Raw genomic sequence first — 14,190 nt, 5'->3', positions numbered from 1 at the left:
GGCCATGCAGACCATTGCGCCGATTCTTCCGCCCGCCACGCTGGGCATGCTCGGTGGCGGCCAGCTCGGCCGCTTTTTCGTCCATGCCGCCCACGAGATGGGCTACCAGGTGTGGGTGCTCGATCCGGACGCCAACAGCCCGGCCGGCCGCGTGGCCGACCGTCATCTGCAGGCCGAGTACGAAGACTTCGCCGCGCTCGACCTGATGGCCGGGCAGTGCGCGGCAGTTACCACCGAATTCGAGAACGTGCCGGCCGGCACTCTCGAGTACCTGGCCAAGTTCATCCCGGTGCGCCCGGGCGCGGCCGCGGTGTCGGTGTGCCAGCACCGCATCGCCGAAAAGACCTTCCTCGCCGACAACGGCCTGCCGCACGGGCCGTTCCGCGCCCTGCACGGCGTCGATGACTTGGCCGATCTGCCGGCTGAGCTGTTTCCGGCGATTCTCAAGGTGGCGCGCTTCGGCTATGACGGCAAGGGCCAGGCCACGGTGCACGATGCTACCGAGGCGCTGCATGCCTTCAACGGTTTCGGCGGCGAGCATTGCGTGCTCGAAAAACGCCTGCCGCTCGACTGCGAAGTGTCGGTGGTGCTGGCACGCGAGGCGAATGGGGCGGTGCAGGTGTTCCCGGTGGCGGAGAACCGTCATCGTCATGGCATTCTCGATGTGTCGATCACCCCGGCGCGGGTCAGCGATGCGCTGGCCGCGCAGGCACGCCAGGTGGCCTGCCACATCGCCGAGCGTCTCGGCTATGTCGGCACGCTGGCGGTCGAGTTCTTCGTCAGCGGCGGGGCGCTGTATGTGAACGAAATGGCGCCGCGCCCGCACAACAGCGGTCATGCCACCATTGATGCCAACATCACCGACCAGTACATGCAGCAGGTGCGCGCCCTGTGCGGCCTGCCGCTGGGCGAGCCGCGCGCCCACAGCGCCGCGGTGATGGTCAATCTGCTCGGTGATCTGTGGTATCGCGCCGGCGACGAGCGCTCGCACGAGCCCGACTGGTCGGTGCTGCACGCAGTGCCCAACCTGCGCCTGCACTTGTATGGCAAGCATCACGCGCGGGCCGGTCGCAAGATGGGGCATTTCACGGTGGTCGATCGCGACGTGGAGGCGGCGCTGAGCGTGGCGCTGGCGGCGCGGGCGGCGATCGGCATCGTAGATGACTGAGCACGCGCGCGACATCGCCGCCGCGGTCGACGCCCTGCGCGCCGGCCAGTTGGTCGGCTTGCCGACCGAGACCGTCTACGGCCTGGCGGCCGATGCCCGCAACCCCGACGCGGTGGCGAAAATCTTCGCCGCCAAGGGCCGGCCGGCGAACCATCCGCTGATCGTCCACCTGGCCTCCGCCGAGCAGCTCGACGACTGGGCGCGCGAGATCCCCGAGGCCGCCCGCATCCTGGCCGCCGCCTTCTGGCCCGGCCCGCTCACCCTGATTCTCAAACGCCAGCGCGGCGTGCCCGACGCCGTCACCGGCGGGCAGGACACCGTCGGCCTGCGCGTGCCGGCGCATCCGGTGGCCCACGCTGTGCTCAGCGCCTTCGGCGGCGGCCTGGCCGCGCCCTCGGCCAACCGTTTCGGCCGCATCAGCCCGACCACGGCCGCGCATGTGCGCGAAGAGCTCGGCAGCTCGGTGGCGATGGTGCTCGACGGCGGCGAGTGCGAAGTCGGCATCGAATCGACCATCGTCGACCTGTCGCGCGGCGTGCCGGTGGTGTTGCGCCCAGGACGGGTGTCGGTCGACGAGATGAGCCGCGCCCTCGGCGCGCCGGTGTTCGCCGCCGATGCACTCGACAGCAGCGCGCCACGTGCCTCCGGCACCTTGGCCTCGCACTATGCGCCGACCACCCCGGTGCGCCTGCTCGATGTGCCGGCGCTGCTCGCCGAAACGGTGGCTGCCGCACAGGCCGGACGACGCATCGGTGTGCTGTCGCGCACCCTGATCGACGATGCGCCGGCCCACGGCTCGGTGTGGCTCCAGCTGCCCAACGATCCGGTCGGCTATGCGCACGGCTTGTATCGCGACCTGCGACGGCTCGACCAGTGCGGCGCCGAGGTGTTGCTGGTCGAAGCGCCGCCGCGGAGCATCGAATGGCAAGCCGTCAACGACCGCCTGCGGCGCGCTGCCGCCGACGCGACGGCGGCGGGCGAGGGACTTCCCAAGGCGTAATCGCGCGACTATAATTCCGCGTTACGTGGGGGGGTAGCTCAGCTGGGAGAGCGTCGCGTTCGCAATGCGAAGGTCGGGAGTTCGATCCTCCTCCTCTCCACCACCAACACCAAGGCCTGCCGGATTCCGGCAGGCCTTTTTCGTCGACCTGGCCTCAGCCGCCGACGAGGCGCAGCCCCTGGTAGGCGATCCAGGCGGTCCCCCAGGCCAGCGCCAGCGGCCACACCACGGCCAAGGCGGTGAAACGCAGGCTGCGCGACTCGCTGTGCAGGGTGGCCAGGGTCGACAGGCAGGGGGTGTAGAGCAGGGTGAACAGCATGAAGCTGTAGGCCTGCGCGAGGCTCAGGTGCTGGGCCAGGGTGTCGCCCAGGGCGCTGCCTTCCTGGCCGAAGATGACGGCCATGGCGCCGATCATCACCTCCTTGGCGACGAAGCCGAAGAGCAGGGCGAGGGTCAGCTGGACGTCGATGCCGATGGGGCTGAGCAGCGGTTCGAGCCAGCTGCCGATCTGGCCGGCCCAGGAGGCGGTGCCCGCGGCGTCGACGCCGACCGGCAGATGGGTGAGCAGCCACACCAGCGCCACGCCAGCGATGATGAAGCGGCTGGCCCGATGGACGAAATGGCGCACCTCGTGCCAGCCGCGCAGCAGCACATGGCGCGCCGTGGGCAGGCGGTAGGGCGGCAGCTCCAGCGCGAAGGGCTCGCGGCTGGCGAAGCGCTTGCGGAACAGCCAGGCGGTGAGCACGGCGGCGGCGATGCTGAACAGATAGAGGCTGAGCAGCGCCCACGGTGCCCACTTGGCCGGGAACACCGCGGCGCCGATGAACAGGAAGACCTGCAGCCGTGCCGAGCACAGCGACAGCGGAATGATCAGCATCGACAGCAGGCGCAGCGGCCGTGCGCGCATGATCCGCGTGCCCATCAGCGCCGGCACATTGCAGCCGAAGCCCATCACCAGCATGACGAAGCTGCGCCCGTCGAGCCCGAGGCGCGACATCAGCGCGTCCATCAGGAAGGCGGCGCGCGACAGGTAGCCGGAATCCTCGACCAGCGCCATCAGGAAGAAGAACAGCACGATCAGCGGCACGAAGGTGGCCACGGTGCTGACGCCGTTATAGACCCCTTCGATCAGGAAGCCGCGGGCCCAGTCGGGTAGCGGCGCGAGCAGCGGGGTGAGCACGGCGCTGTGCAAGAAGTCGAAGACGCTGCCGATGCCTTCCTGCAGTGGCGCGCCGAGCAGGAACACGGCGTTGAAGACCAGCGCCATGGCCGCGATGAAGACCAGCGGGCCGAGCAGCGGGTGCAGGGCGACGCGGTCGATGCGGTCGCTGTGTTGCACCGAGAGGGTCGGCGGGGCGTGGATCGCGTGGTGGGCGAGCTGGTCGAGCGGGTGTTCCAGATCGGCGTCGGCCAGCGTGTCGAAGCGGGCCATGCCGGCGTCGGCATCGCCCAGCTGGTGGCCGATGCGCGCCAGCGCGGCGGGTACGCCGTCGCCGAACTTGGCGCTGATGCGGTGGGCGGCGATGCCGGTGTGTGCGGTGAAGGCGGCGGTGTCGATGCCGATGCCCAGGCGGCGGGCCTCGTCGGCCATGTTGAACAGCACCACCATCGGCAGGCCCAGCGTGCGCGCCTGCAGGAAGAGGCGCAGCTGGCGCTCGGCTTGGGCGGCGTTGACCACCAGCACCAGCAGGTCCACCGGCTGGCTGCCGAGAAAGTCGCGCACCACGTGCTCGTCGTCGGTGTAGCCGTTCAGGTCGTAGATGCCTGGCAGATCCACCATCTCGACCATGTGGGCGCCGATCAGCAGGCGCGCGCGCATCAGGTCGACGGTGATGCCCGGCCAGTTGCCGATGCGCGCCGAGGCACCGGTGACGCGGTTGAACAGCGAGGACTTGCCGCAATTGGGCATGCCCAAGAGCGCGATGCGCTTCACACGCCGACCGTTGCAGGGTGGGTGTCGATCAGGGCGGCCTCGGTGCGGCGCAGCATGATGTCGGTGGTGCCGATGCGCAGTTGCAGTGGCCCGTTCAGCGCGCCGCGCCGGACAATCCGCACGGTGCGGCCGATGCGTACGCCGAGGGCGTGCAGGCGTTGGGCGAAATCGTGGTCGGCACGCAGTCCGACGACTTGGGCATCCCGGCCGGTTTCCAGTTCAGAGAGCGCGCACATGATCGAAACGAGAATTGTTGTCACTACGATTCGATTCTATCGCCGTCAGACGGGCCGACATTTGATCTAGATCGCCTTTTTCGCATCCGGCGATTCCTCCGGAAGCCGGTGGTGGTGCGCGTTTTCGGCGAGGGCGGTGCCGATGGCCGGGGGCGGGCTTGCGCCGGGGCAGGAAGGAGTACAATAGCGCGCTTTAAATGACGCAAAAGACGGGTTCGATGAAGACCACATTCCTCGATTTTGAACAGCCCATCGCCGAACTTGAAGCCAAGATCGAAGAGCTTCGGTTCGTGCAGGACGATTCTGCCGTCGATATCTCCGAAGAGATCTCGCGCCTCGAGACCAAGAGCCAGGCCCAGACCAAGGATCTGTACGCCAAACTGACGCCCTGGCAGATCGCCCAGGTGGCGCGCCATCCGCAGCGCCCCTACACGCTCGATTACGTCGAGCACATCTTCACCGATTTCCAGGAGCTGCACGGCGATCGCAGCTTTGCCGACGACCACGCCATCGTCGGCGGTCTGGCGCGTTTCAACGGGCAGTCGTGCATGGTGATCGGTCACCAGAAAGGGCGCGACACCAAGGAAAAGATCCATCGCAACTTCGGCATGCCCCGTCCCGAGGGCTACCGCAAAGCGCTGCGCCTGATGAAGCTGGCCGAAAAATTCTCGCTGCCGGTGTTCACCTTCGTCGATACGCCGGGCGCCTATCCCGGCATCGGCGCCGAGGAGCGCGGCCAGTCGGAGGCGATCGGCCACAACCTGTTCGTGATGGCCTCGCTCAAGGTGCCCATCATCTCGACGGTGATCGGCGAGGGCGGCTCCGGTGGCGCGCTGGCCATCGCGGTGGCCGATCAGCTCTTGATGCTGCAGTACGGCACCTACTCGGTGATTTCCCCCGAAGGTTGCGCCTCCATCCTCTGGAAGAGCGCCGACCAGGCCTCGGTGGCGGCCGAAACCATGGGCATCACCGCGGCACGCCTGAAGGCGCTCGGCCTGATCGACAAGATCGTCAACGAGCCGATCGGTGGCGCACATCGCAACCACCGTGCGATGGCACAGTCGCTCAAGCGGGCACTGGCCGATTCGCTGCGCCAGCTCGCCGATCTGAGTCCGAGCCAGTTGGTCGAACAGCGTCAAGCCCGCCTGATGAGCTACGGGAAGTTCAAGGACGGTGCGAACTAAGCGTCAGGCGGCGATCCCGCGCGGGGTCGCCGGCGTCATCGCCGAGGCCGGCGTCCGTCCCGGCCAGACGCTCCAGCTGGCCTTGAGCGGCGGCGTCGACTCCATGCTCTTGCTGAAGGTGCTCGCCGGTTTGCGCGAGCGCTTCGGCTTTGTGCTGCGTGCCCATCATGTGCACCACGGCCTGAGCCCGAATGCCGACCACTGGGCAGCATTCTGCGAGGCCTGCTGCACGGCGCTCAAGGTGCCGCTGACCGTCTCGCGGGTGCACGTGCAGCCCGAGGCCGGCGAAGGCTGGGAGGCAGCGGCGCGGCGCCTGCGTCATGCGGCGCTGGCGTCTGAGGTGGCCGACTGGCAGGTGAGTGCCCATCATCTCGACGACCAGGCCGAAACCGTGTTGTTCCGCCTGTTGCGCGGCGCCGGCGTGCATGGCGCGGCGGCGATGCGTGCGATCGAGCCGGCGGTGGCAGGCGGCGGTCGCCTGCGCCCCTTGCTGGCCTTCTCGCGCGCCCAGATCGAAGCGGCGGCAAATGCCGAGGCGCTGAGCTGGGTCGAGGACGAGAGCAATGCCGACCCGCGCTTCTCACGCAATTACCTGCGCCATTCGGTGATGCCGGCGATCACCGCCCGGTGGCCGTCGGCGGCCACCACGCTGGCCCGTGCCGCCGGCAATTTCGACGAAGCCGCCGGCCTGCTCGACGAGTTGGCGGTGCAGGATGCCGAGGCCTGCGGTTGGCCGTGGTCGCGCAGTGCGATCCGTGCCCTGAGCGGCCCGCGGCTGGCCAATCTGCTGCGCTGGCGCCTGCGCGCGCTGGCACTGCCGGTGCCCGACCAGGCGCGGCTGCACGAGGCCATGCGCCAATTGCAGTCATGTAGCCACGAGCGGCCGCTGATGCTGCCGCTGGGCGGGGCGGTGCTGCATGCCTACCGCGAGGTGGTGTGGCTGTCGCCGACCTATCCGCCCCTGCCCGAAGACGGCGTGCCCTGGCAGGGGGGAGCGGTGGCCTGGGGCGAAGGGGTGGTCGAGGCGGTACCGACGGTCGGCGCCGGGGTGTCGCAGGCGCGGCTGGCCGAGGCGGCGCGCTGCGAGATCATGGCGCGCTGGCCGGGTTGCCGGGTGGCGCTGGTGGGGCGGCCGCGCAAGGATGTGCGCAGCCTCAGCCAAGGCGCGTCGCTGGCGCCGGTGGATCGCGACCGGGTGCCCATTTTGCGGGTCGATGGCCAGGTGGCCTGGATCGCCGGTCTGGGCGTGGCCGCGGTCTTTGCCTGCCGCGGCGACGAGCCGGGCTGGCAGTTTGCATGGCGTCGGCCGGCGGCCTATTCGGCGGACGGCGTGGCGGTGTTGTAGAGCCCGGCGAGGGTCAGCTGCTGCGCCAGCTCGACGGCCGAGCGCACGCCCATCTTCTCGAACACCCGGGCGCGGTGCACCTCGACGGTGCGCATCGAGATGTTCAGTTCGTCGGCGATCACCTTGTTGAACTTGCCGGCCAGGATCAGGCCCATCACTTCGCGCTCGCGGCTGGTGAGCTGTTCGAGTCGGGCGGCGACGTCCACGCGCGCGGTGCGCCGTGCCTGGTTGCGGGCGTCTTCTTCGAGCGCCGACTGCACGATGTCCACCAGGGCGTTGTCGTCGAAGGGTTTTTCGATGAAGTCGAAGGCGCCACGCTTGAGCGCGCTGACCGCCATCGGTACGTCGCCATGGCCGGTGATGAAGATGATCGGCACCGTGCTGCCGCGCTGGCGCAGGGCGGTGGAGCAATCCAGCCCGCTCATGCCGCCCATGCGGATGTCCATCACGATGCAGCCGCGCCAGTGCGGTTGCCAGGCGTCGAGAAAGGCCTCGGCCGATTCCCAGGTGGCGCAGGGTACGTTGCGGGTGCGAAACAGCCAGGACAGGGCGTCGCGGATGGCTTCGTCGTCGTCGACGATGTGGGTCAGCGGTGTGGTGTCTGTCGTCATGAGGCGAGCGGCAGCGAGAAGGTGAAGATCGTACCACCGTCGGGATTCGGCTCGAAACCCAGGCGGCCGCCGTGCAGCTCGGCGATCGAGCGGCAGATGTTGAGGCCCATGCCCATGCCTTCGTCCTTGGTGGTGAAGAAGGGGTCGAAGATGCGGCGTGCGGCGTCTTCATCGATACCGCGACCCCGGTCGCTGACGCGGAAAATCAGCGTGTCGCCGTCGGCGAAGGTCTCGACACGGATGATGCGCTGCGCGCTGGCGACATCGCGCATGGCGTCCATGCCGTTGCGGATGAGGTTGACCGCGACCTGTTCGAGCATCACCGGGTCGGCATTGACCGGCAGCGGCTGCTCGGCCAGCTGCGTCTGCAATTCGACCCCGCGCTTGCGCACGTCCGGCTCGATCAGGCCGATGGCTTCGGAGATGACGGCGTTGAGGTCGACGGTTTCGCGCTTGGGCTCGCTGCGGCGGACGAAATCGTGCACCCGGCGGATGATGTCGCCCGCGCGCCGGGCCTGGCGGGTGATCTTGCCGATGATGTCGCGCAGCTCGCCGGTGTCGACCTGCCCCTCGTCGAGCCGGTTGAGGCAGCCGGAGCCGTAGCTGGAGATCGCAGCCAGCGGCTGGTTGAGCTCGTGGGCGAGGGTGGAGGCCATCTCGCCCATGGTGATCAGGCGTGAAGTGGCATGCAGGCGCTCTTCCTGCTGGCGGGCCAGGGCCTCGGCGGCGGTCTGCGCCGTGATGTCGAGGAAGGAGCCCATCCAGCCGGTCTGCTCGCCGCTGGCGTCGATCAGTGGGGCTTCGAAGATCAGCGCATCGATGAAATGGCCGTCCTTGTGGCGGAAGCGCACCTCCACGCCCTCGCGCGGCACGTTGCCGGCCAGGATGTTGTCGTGGATGGCCTGGGTGCGCTCGAGCTGGTCCGGATCCCAGTAGGGCATGGGCGGCGTGGCACCGAGCAGCTCCTGCTCCGAATAGCCGACCATGCGACAGAAGGCCGGGTTCACATAGGTGATGCGGCCCTCGGTGTCACGGGCGCGCAGCCCGGTCAAGAGCGAACCTTCCATCGCCCGGCGAAAGGCCATTTCGCCGCGCAGGGCCTGTTCGGCGGCCTGGCGGCCAAGGGTGTGCTGGCGCAACTGCCACAGGCTCCAGATGATGACCCCGCCGAGAAAGACCATGGCGCTGATCAGCAGCACCGGCACCCAGCGGGTCGGCGCCTTGTAGGCGGTGACTTTCAGTGTCAGCCCGTAGCCGGGCGGGTCGAAGGGGATGGTGTACTGCTGGTGGCTGGCTTCGGCGGCGACCTTGGATTTGGCCGCGATCTCCTTGCCGTCGGGGTCGTGCACGCTGACCCGGTAGCGTTCCGAAAACCACCAGGGCAGCTCGCGCACCACCAGTTGCTGCAGCGAATACACACCGACCACGGTGCCGACATGGCGGCTGCCGACGAAGATCGGCACGTGCACGTTGAAGCGCCAGTTGTCGCCGATCACCGGATAGGCGGGGCCGTAGATGGGGCGGCCGACGGCGCGCGCCAGGCGATTGGTTTCATTGGAAGGGATGGCGCCGCGCGCCTCACCGACCAGCACGTCGTCGGCGGTGTAGGGGCGGGCCGCAACGACCTTGTCGGCGCCGTCCAGCCAGAGGATCTGCACCAGGCCGCTATCGGGTTTGAGCAGTTGTTCGAGGCTCGCTTCGGTGCGCGGCGACAAGGTGGCTTCGGTCAGCAATTCGCTACCGATCTGGGACAGTTGCTCCTCGTTGCGGTCGAGCCGGAAGCGCAGGTCTTGCTCCATCCAGAGTACGTCGTTGATCAGGACCTCGTGCTGCTTCTCGTCGTCGAAGTGGCGGGTCATCCACACCAGCGCGATGATGGCGATCAGCATCAGCACCAGGGTCAACGACGGCAGGCGCCAGTACCAGGCGGGCGTGGGGGGGAGCGGGCGGTTTTTTCGCGCGGGCATGAGAGAGGTTGCGGTCATCCACAATAGCGGCGCGTGCTGCGCTCGGTCGACACTGTACCAAGGGTGATCGCCGGGGGCATGGCCGATCGCGATGCCGCGGCAAGACGGCATTCTGAAGAATCCAGAAGGAGTTGACGATGACATTGCGAGCGCTGTTGGTCGCCGCACTGAGCCTGACTTTGGCCTGGACGGTTCAGGCGGCGGAGCCGATCGTCGTCAAGTTCAGCCATGTGGTGGCGCCCAACACCCCGAAGGGGATGGGCGCGGAGAAATTCAAGGCACTGGCCGAGCGCTACAGTGGCGGCGCGGTGGTGGTCGAGGTCTATCCGAACAGTACGCTGTACAAGGACAAGGAGGAGATGGAGGCGCTGCAGCTGGGCGCGGTGGAGATCATCGCGCCGTCGTTGGCCAAGTTCGGCCCGCTGGGGCTGCGCGTCTTCGAGGCCTTCGATCTGCCTTACATCTTCGATAGCTACGCTGAGTTGCACAAGGTCACCGGTGGACCGCTCGGGGCGCGCCTGCTCGCCTCGCTGGAGCCGCGCGGCATTGCCGGCCTGGCTTTCTGGGACAACGGTTTCAAGTCCTTCTCGGCCAACACGCCGATCCGCGCGCCCGGCGATCTGCGCGGCAAGAAAATGCGCATCCAGTCTTCCAAGGTGCTCGATGCGCAGATGCGGGCGCTGGGCGCGCTGCCGCAGGTGACCGCCTTCGACGAGGTTTATGCCGCGCTCAAGGCCAGGGTGGTCGACGGCACCGAAAATCCGCACTCCAACTTCTACACCCAGCGCATGCACGAGGTGCAGTCGCACATGACGCTGACCGATCACGGCTACCTCGGCTATGCGGTGATCACCAACAAGAAGTTCTGGGATGGCCTGCCCGGCACCGTGCGCGAGGCCCTGGCGCGGGCCATGCGCGAGGCCACCGAATACACCAACCAGATTGCCAAAGCCGAGAACGACAAGGCGCTGGCCGCGATCCGGACTGCCGGCACGACCGAGGTGCATGTGCCGACGGCCGAGGAACGGCTCGCCTTCAAGAAGGCGCTGCTGCCGGTGCACGCGGCGATGGCGCCGCGCATCGGCAAGGATCTGATCGACGCCATCTACGAAGAGACCGGATTCGATCCCGACAGACTCTGAACCTGCCCGGCGATGGGCGCCCGAGCATCTCCCTGTGGTCTGCCGCACGCCGGCGGATCTTGATGCAACCCGTGTCCTTTGTTCCCGGCCCGTGTGGCCGGGTTTTTTTTACTTACCGTCGGGAGATGGGAGCGGCGACAAATTCTTGTTAAAATGCTCCGTTATTCTTTTTACCTCCAACCCGGAATCTTCGGAGCAAAGTCTCATGGCAATCGAACGCACCCTGTCCATCATCAAACCCGACGCCGTCGCCAAGAACGTGATCGGCAAGATCTATCAGCGCTTTGAAGACGCTGGCCTGAAGGTGATCGCCGCCAAGATGGTGCATCTGTCCGCCGAAGAGGCCGGCCAGTTCTACGCCGTGCACAAGGCACGCCCCTTCTTCAAGGATCTGGTCACGTTCATGACCTCCGGCCCGGTGATGATCCAGGCGCTGGAAGGCGAGAACGCGATCGCCAAGAACCGTGAGCTGATGGGCGCCACCAACCCGAAAGAAGCCGCGCCGGGCACCATCCGCGCCGATTTCGCGGAATCCATCGACGCCAATGCGGTCCACGGCTCTGACGCCGCTGAAACCGCGGCCGTGGAAATTGCCTTCTTCTTCCCCGGCATGAACGTCTACAGCCGCTGATTCCGGCCGAGGCTGAATCCGCATCGGCCCGGCTCCCGGGCCGATTGCATTTTCGCCAAAGGCGCGCACCCCATGACGAAACAGGTCAACTTGCTGGATTTCGATGTCGACGGACTGGTCGACTGGTTCGCCGAACAGGGCGAGAAGCCCTTTCGTGCGCGGCAGGTCCTGCGCTGGCTGCACCGTTTCGGCGTGAGCGATTTCGAGCAGATGACCGATGTCGCCAAGAGCCTGCGTGCCCGTCTGGGCGAGGTGGCCTGTGTGCGTACGCCCGAGGTGGCGCGCGACTCGGTGTCCGCCGACGGCACGCGCAAGTGGCTGCTCGACGTGGGGCAGGGCAATGCGGTCGAGACGGTATTCATCCCCGAGACCAACCGCGGCACGTTGTGCGTGTCCTCCCAGGCCGGTTGCGCGCTCGACTGCGCCTTCTGCTCCACCGGCAAGCAAGGCTTCAACCGCAACCTCTCGGCGGCCGAGATCATCGGCCAACTGTGGCTGGCCAACCGCCTGCTCGGCGCCACCGCCGACGGCGAACGGGTGATCAGCAACGTGGTCATGATGGGCATGGGCGAGCCGCTGGCCAATCTCGACAACGTGCTGGTGGCGCTGCGCCTGATGCTCGACGACCATGCCTACGGGCTGTCGCGGCGGCGCGTGACGGTATCCACCTCCGGCATCGTGCCGGCCATGGATCGGCTTCGCGACGCCTGTCCGGTGGCGCTCGCCGTATCGCTGCATGCGCCCAACGACGCGCTGCGCGACCAGCTGGTGCCGATCAACCAGAAATACCCGCTCAAGGAACTGCTGGCCGCCTGCAACCGCTATCTGGTTGCCGCGCCGCGTGATTTCGTGACCTTCGAGTACGTGATGCTCGACGGGGTCAACGACCTCGACACCCATGCGCACGAGCTGGTGGCGATCGCGCGCGAAGTGCCGTGCAAGTACAACCTGATTCCGTTCAACCCCTTCCCGAATTCCCCCTTCCGGCGCTCCCCCTCGGAGCGCATCCGGCGCTTTGCCGGTATCCTGCAGGACGCCGGCATCGTCGCCACGACCCGCAAGACCCGGGGAGATGATGTCGACGCCGCGTGCGGCCAGCTGGCCGGTCAGGTCAAGGACAAGACCCGCCGCACCCAGACGCTTCATTTCACAGGGACGCCCCGTTCATGAAGACAGTTTCGCTTCTCGCCATCCTGGGCATCGTCGGCACATTGATGTCGGGGTGCACCACCAATCCGGCCGGCCCCGGCAGCTCCGGGTCGCTGGATCTGCGGCCGGCTTCCGAGCGGCCGGTGACCAGCGAGAACCAGGCTCGGGCGAAGATCCATACCGATCTGGGCATGGCCTATGTGTCGGCGCAGCGCACCGGCGTGGCGCTGGACGAGGCGCGCATCGCCATGGCCTACGACGACAGCTACGCGCCGGCCCATCATCTGCATGCGCTGGTGCTGATGGCGCTGAACGACGCCGCATCGGCTCGCGCCGCCTTCGCCCGCGCCGATGCGCTGGCACCGGGCGACCCGGAGATCAACAACAGCTACGGCTGGTTCCTGTGCGTCCAGGGCGAGTTCGACGCTGGCCTCCGGATGCTCGAACAGTCGGCCCGCAATCCGTACTACACCACCCCGACCCGTCCCATGACCAATGCCGGCCTGTGCCGCATGGCGCAGGGACAGCTCGAGGCGGCCGAAGGCTATTTCCGGCGCGCGATGGAGCTCGACGGCAACAATATCCAGGCGATCCTGAATCTGGCCGCGATCGCCTACCGGCGCAACAACCCCGAAGCCGCCCATGCGTACCTGAATACCGTGCATCAAAAGAGTCAGCCCACCGCGGAATCGCTGTGGCTCGGCGTGCGGGTCGAGCGCGCGCGCAATGACAAAGAGACGGAGGCGAGTTACAGCAGCCAGCTCAAGAGCCGTTTCCCCACCTCGCCGCAATACCAGAAACTGATCGAAGGGAACTACGAGTGAGCGAGAACGCAGACCAGCTCCAGAATTCGGCCGAGGCGGACGCTGCGGTCGTCGGCGTCGGCGAGATGCTGCGCACCACCCGCGAAGGCCTGGGCCTGACGCTGGTCGATGTGGCACAGGCGCTCAAGCTCACCCAGCGCCAGGTCGAGGCCCTCGAATCCGAACGCTTCGACACCTTGCCGGGGGCCGCCTTTGCGCGCGGTTTTTTGCGGAACTACGCACGCTTGCTGGGTCTCGACCCCGAGCCGTTGATCCAGGCGCTGTCGCAGACCAGCGGCGTGGGCGCGCCGGCCGAGCTGGCACCGATTTCCAATGCCCAGGGCACGCTGCCCAACGGCGACGGCAGTTTGCGGCCGTCGTCGCTGCCGATCGCGCTGATCGCCCTGGTGATATTGCTCGGCGTGGTGGCCGGCTGGTATTTCGACTGGTTCCAGGGCAGTGAAACGCCCGCCGGCGAGACGGCCACGGTGGACATGCCGGTGGCCCCGGCGGCCTTGACGCCGGTGATCCCGCCGGCAGACAACGCCCCCCTGGTCATCCCCGACGATGCGCCGTCCGGCAGCGCGACCGAGAGCACGGACACGCCCGCCGTGCGCGGCGACACCATGCCCGCGCCGTTGGGCACGGTCACCAACCCGCCCGCCATGGCGGTGGTGCCGCCGGCGAACACCAACGTGCCACCGGCGCCGGCCATCACGGCGCCCGCAGCTGAAGCGCCCAAACCCGCGGCAAGCACGCCGGCGGCCCCGGCCCAGGATCACCGTCTGGTGTTTCGCTTCGAGAAGGAGTCGTGGGTCGAAGTGCGCGATGCGTCCGGAGAGATCATCTTCTCTCGTACCAACCGCCCCGGTTCGGTCCAAGAGGTTTCCGGCAAGCCGCCCTATCAACTGGTGGTTGGAAATGCCAAAAGTGTTGCCGTCGAATACGGCGGCAAGCCGGTTGACCTTGCGCCGCATACCAAGGTCAGCGTGGCCCGGTTGACGCTGGAATGAGGGCCTCG

General features: G+C 67.5%; 13 protein-coding genes and 1 tRNA gene. 10 read left to right on the top strand and 4 right to left on the bottom strand.

Features of this window, described 5'->3' with window-relative positions:
- Positions 1-4 precede the first annotated feature (4 nt).
- From I8J34_RS08155 to I8J34_RS08145, 3 genes are all read left to right on the top strand, one after another.
- On the top strand, positions 5-1,168 hold the full coding sequence (locus I8J34_RS08155) for a 5-(carboxyamino)imidazole ribonucleotide synthase (protein ID WP_214360902.1): 1,164 nt from the start codon (positions 5-7) through the stop codon (positions 1,166-1,168).
- Positions 1,161-2,168 carry an L-threonylcarbamoyladenylate synthase gene (locus tag I8J34_RS08150; RefSeq protein ID WP_214360901.1) on the top strand — a complete coding sequence of 336 codons (1,008 nt, stop codon included), beginning with the start codon at positions 1,161-1,163 and terminating at the stop codon, positions 2,166-2,168. Before I8J34_RS08155 ends, I8J34_RS08150 begins: the two co-directional genes overlap by 8 nt.
- 27 nt (positions 2,169-2,195) lie before the next feature.
- Positions 2,196-2,271, top strand: a tRNA-Ala gene (locus tag I8J34_RS08145).
- A 51-nt stretch (positions 2,272-2,322) separates the two neighbouring features.
- Here the strand turns inward: I8J34_RS08145 and feoB are convergent.
- Positions 2,323-4,101: a ferrous iron transport protein B gene (gene feoB / locus I8J34_RS08140; protein ID WP_214360900.1), complete on the bottom strand. Its 1,779-nt coding sequence runs from the start codon at positions 4,099-4,101 to the stop codon at positions 2,323-2,325.
- Positions 4,098-4,337, bottom strand: coding sequence for a FeoA family protein (locus I8J34_RS08135; RefSeq protein WP_214360899.1), 240 nt, complete (start codon positions 4,335-4,337; stop codon positions 4,098-4,100). Before I8J34_RS08135 ends, feoB begins: the two co-directional genes overlap by 4 nt.
- A gap of 218 nt (positions 4,338-4,555) precedes the next feature.
- Here I8J34_RS08135 and I8J34_RS08130 point away from each other — a divergent pair, with 218 nt between their 5' ends.
- Both I8J34_RS08130 and tilS read left to right on the top strand, forming a co-directional pair.
- Positions 4,556-5,521, top strand: coding sequence for an acetyl-CoA carboxylase carboxyltransferase subunit alpha (locus I8J34_RS08130; protein WP_214360898.1), 966 nt, complete (start codon positions 4,556-4,558; stop codon positions 5,519-5,521).
- The gene (gene tilS, locus I8J34_RS08125) at positions 5,511-6,866 is read left to right on the top strand and encodes a tRNA lysidine(34) synthetase TilS (RefSeq protein WP_230411757.1); all 1,356 of its coding nucleotides are present in this window, start codon (positions 5,511-5,513) and stop codon (positions 6,864-6,866) included. Before I8J34_RS08130 ends, tilS begins: the two co-directional genes overlap by 11 nt.
- Here tilS and I8J34_RS08120 read toward each other — a convergent pair.
- Both I8J34_RS08120 and I8J34_RS08115 read right to left on the bottom strand, forming a co-directional pair.
- The gene (locus I8J34_RS08120) at positions 6,836-7,477 is read right to left on the bottom strand and encodes a response regulator transcription factor (protein WP_214360897.1); all 642 of its coding nucleotides are present in this window, start codon (positions 7,475-7,477) and stop codon (positions 6,836-6,838) included. The genes tilS and I8J34_RS08120 overlap by 31 nt on opposite strands.
- The gene (locus I8J34_RS08115; RefSeq protein ID WP_214360896.1) at positions 7,474-9,444 is read right to left on the bottom strand and encodes a sensor histidine kinase; all 1,971 of its coding nucleotides are present in this window, start codon (positions 9,442-9,444) and stop codon (positions 7,474-7,476) included. The genes I8J34_RS08120 and I8J34_RS08115 overlap by 4 nt, the downstream gene beginning before the upstream one ends.
- Positions 9,445-9,581: 137 nt before the next feature.
- Here I8J34_RS08115 and I8J34_RS08110 point away from each other — a divergent pair, with 137 nt between their 5' ends.
- The 5 genes from I8J34_RS08110 (at position 9,582) to I8J34_RS08090 (ending at position 14,182) form a co-directional block, all read left to right on the top strand.
- On the top strand, positions 9,582-10,586 hold the full coding sequence (locus I8J34_RS08110) for a TRAP transporter substrate-binding protein (RefSeq protein ID WP_214360895.1): 1,005 nt from the start codon (positions 9,582-9,584) through the stop codon (positions 10,584-10,586).
- Between the two features lie 205 nt (positions 10,587-10,791).
- Positions 10,792-11,217: a nucleoside-diphosphate kinase gene (ndk, locus tag I8J34_RS08105; protein WP_214360894.1), complete on the top strand. Its 426-nt coding sequence runs from the start codon at positions 10,792-10,794 to the stop codon at positions 11,215-11,217.
- A gap of 72 nt (positions 11,218-11,289) precedes the next feature.
- Entirely contained in the window at positions 11,290-12,387 is a 1,098-nt protein-coding gene (rlmN, locus tag I8J34_RS08100) for a dual-specificity RNA methyltransferase RlmN (RefSeq protein ID WP_214360893.1), read from the top strand.
- The gene (pilW, locus tag I8J34_RS08095) at positions 12,384-13,190 is read left to right on the top strand and encodes a type IV pilus biogenesis/stability protein PilW (RefSeq protein WP_230411756.1); all 807 of its coding nucleotides are present in this window, start codon (positions 12,384-12,386) and stop codon (positions 13,188-13,190) included. Before rlmN ends, pilW begins: the two co-directional genes overlap by 4 nt.
- Positions 13,187-14,182: a RodZ domain-containing protein gene (locus I8J34_RS08090; protein WP_230411755.1), complete on the top strand. Its 996-nt coding sequence runs from the start codon at positions 13,187-13,189 to the stop codon at positions 14,180-14,182. The genes pilW and I8J34_RS08090 overlap by 4 nt, the downstream gene beginning before the upstream one ends.
- Positions 14,183-14,190 lie beyond the last annotated feature (8 nt).

The organism is Denitromonas iodatirespirans (genome assembly GCF_018524365.1).
Taxonomy (GTDB): Bacteria; Pseudomonadota; Gammaproteobacteria; order Burkholderiales; family Rhodocyclaceae; genus Nitrogeniibacter; species Nitrogeniibacter iodatirespirans.
This window is presented reverse-complemented; position numbering and strand designations above follow the sequence as displayed.

Excerpts from the sequence above, each read along its gene's own strand:
- I8J34_RS08150 (WP_214360901.1), top strand. The coding sequence starts at position 1,161 with ATGACTGAGCACGCGCGCGACATCGCCGCCGCGGTCGACGCCCTGCGC.
- pilW (WP_230411756.1), top strand. The coding sequence starts at position 12,384 with ATGAAGACAGTTTCGCTTCTCGCCATCCTGGGCATCGTCGGCACATTG.
- I8J34_RS08130 (WP_214360898.1), top strand. The coding sequence starts at position 4,556 with ATGAAGACCACATTCCTCGATTTTGAACAGCCCATCGCCGAACTTGAA.
- ndk (WP_214360894.1), top strand. The coding sequence starts at position 10,792 with ATGGCAATCGAACGCACCCTGTCCATCATCAAACCCGACGCCGTCGCC.
- I8J34_RS08110 (WP_214360895.1), top strand. The coding sequence starts at position 9,582 with ATGACATTGCGAGCGCTGTTGGTCGCCGCACTGAGCCTGACTTTGGCC.
- I8J34_RS08155 (WP_214360902.1), top strand. The coding sequence starts at position 5 with ATGCAGACCATTGCGCCGATTCTTCCGCCCGCCACGCTGGGCATGCTC.
- I8J34_RS08115 (WP_214360896.1), bottom strand. The coding sequence starts at position 9,444 with ATGCCCGCGCGAAAAAACCGCCCGCTCCCCCCCACGCCCGCCTGGTAC.
- I8J34_RS08120 (WP_214360897.1), bottom strand. The coding sequence starts at position 7,477 with ATGACGACAGACACCACACCGCTGACCCACATCGTCGACGACGACGAA.
- rlmN (WP_214360893.1), top strand. The coding sequence starts at position 11,290 with ATGACGAAACAGGTCAACTTGCTGGATTTCGATGTCGACGGACTGGTC.
- I8J34_RS08135 (WP_214360899.1), bottom strand. The coding sequence starts at position 4,337 with ATGTGCGCGCTCTCTGAACTGGAAACCGGCCGGGATGCCCAAGTCGTC.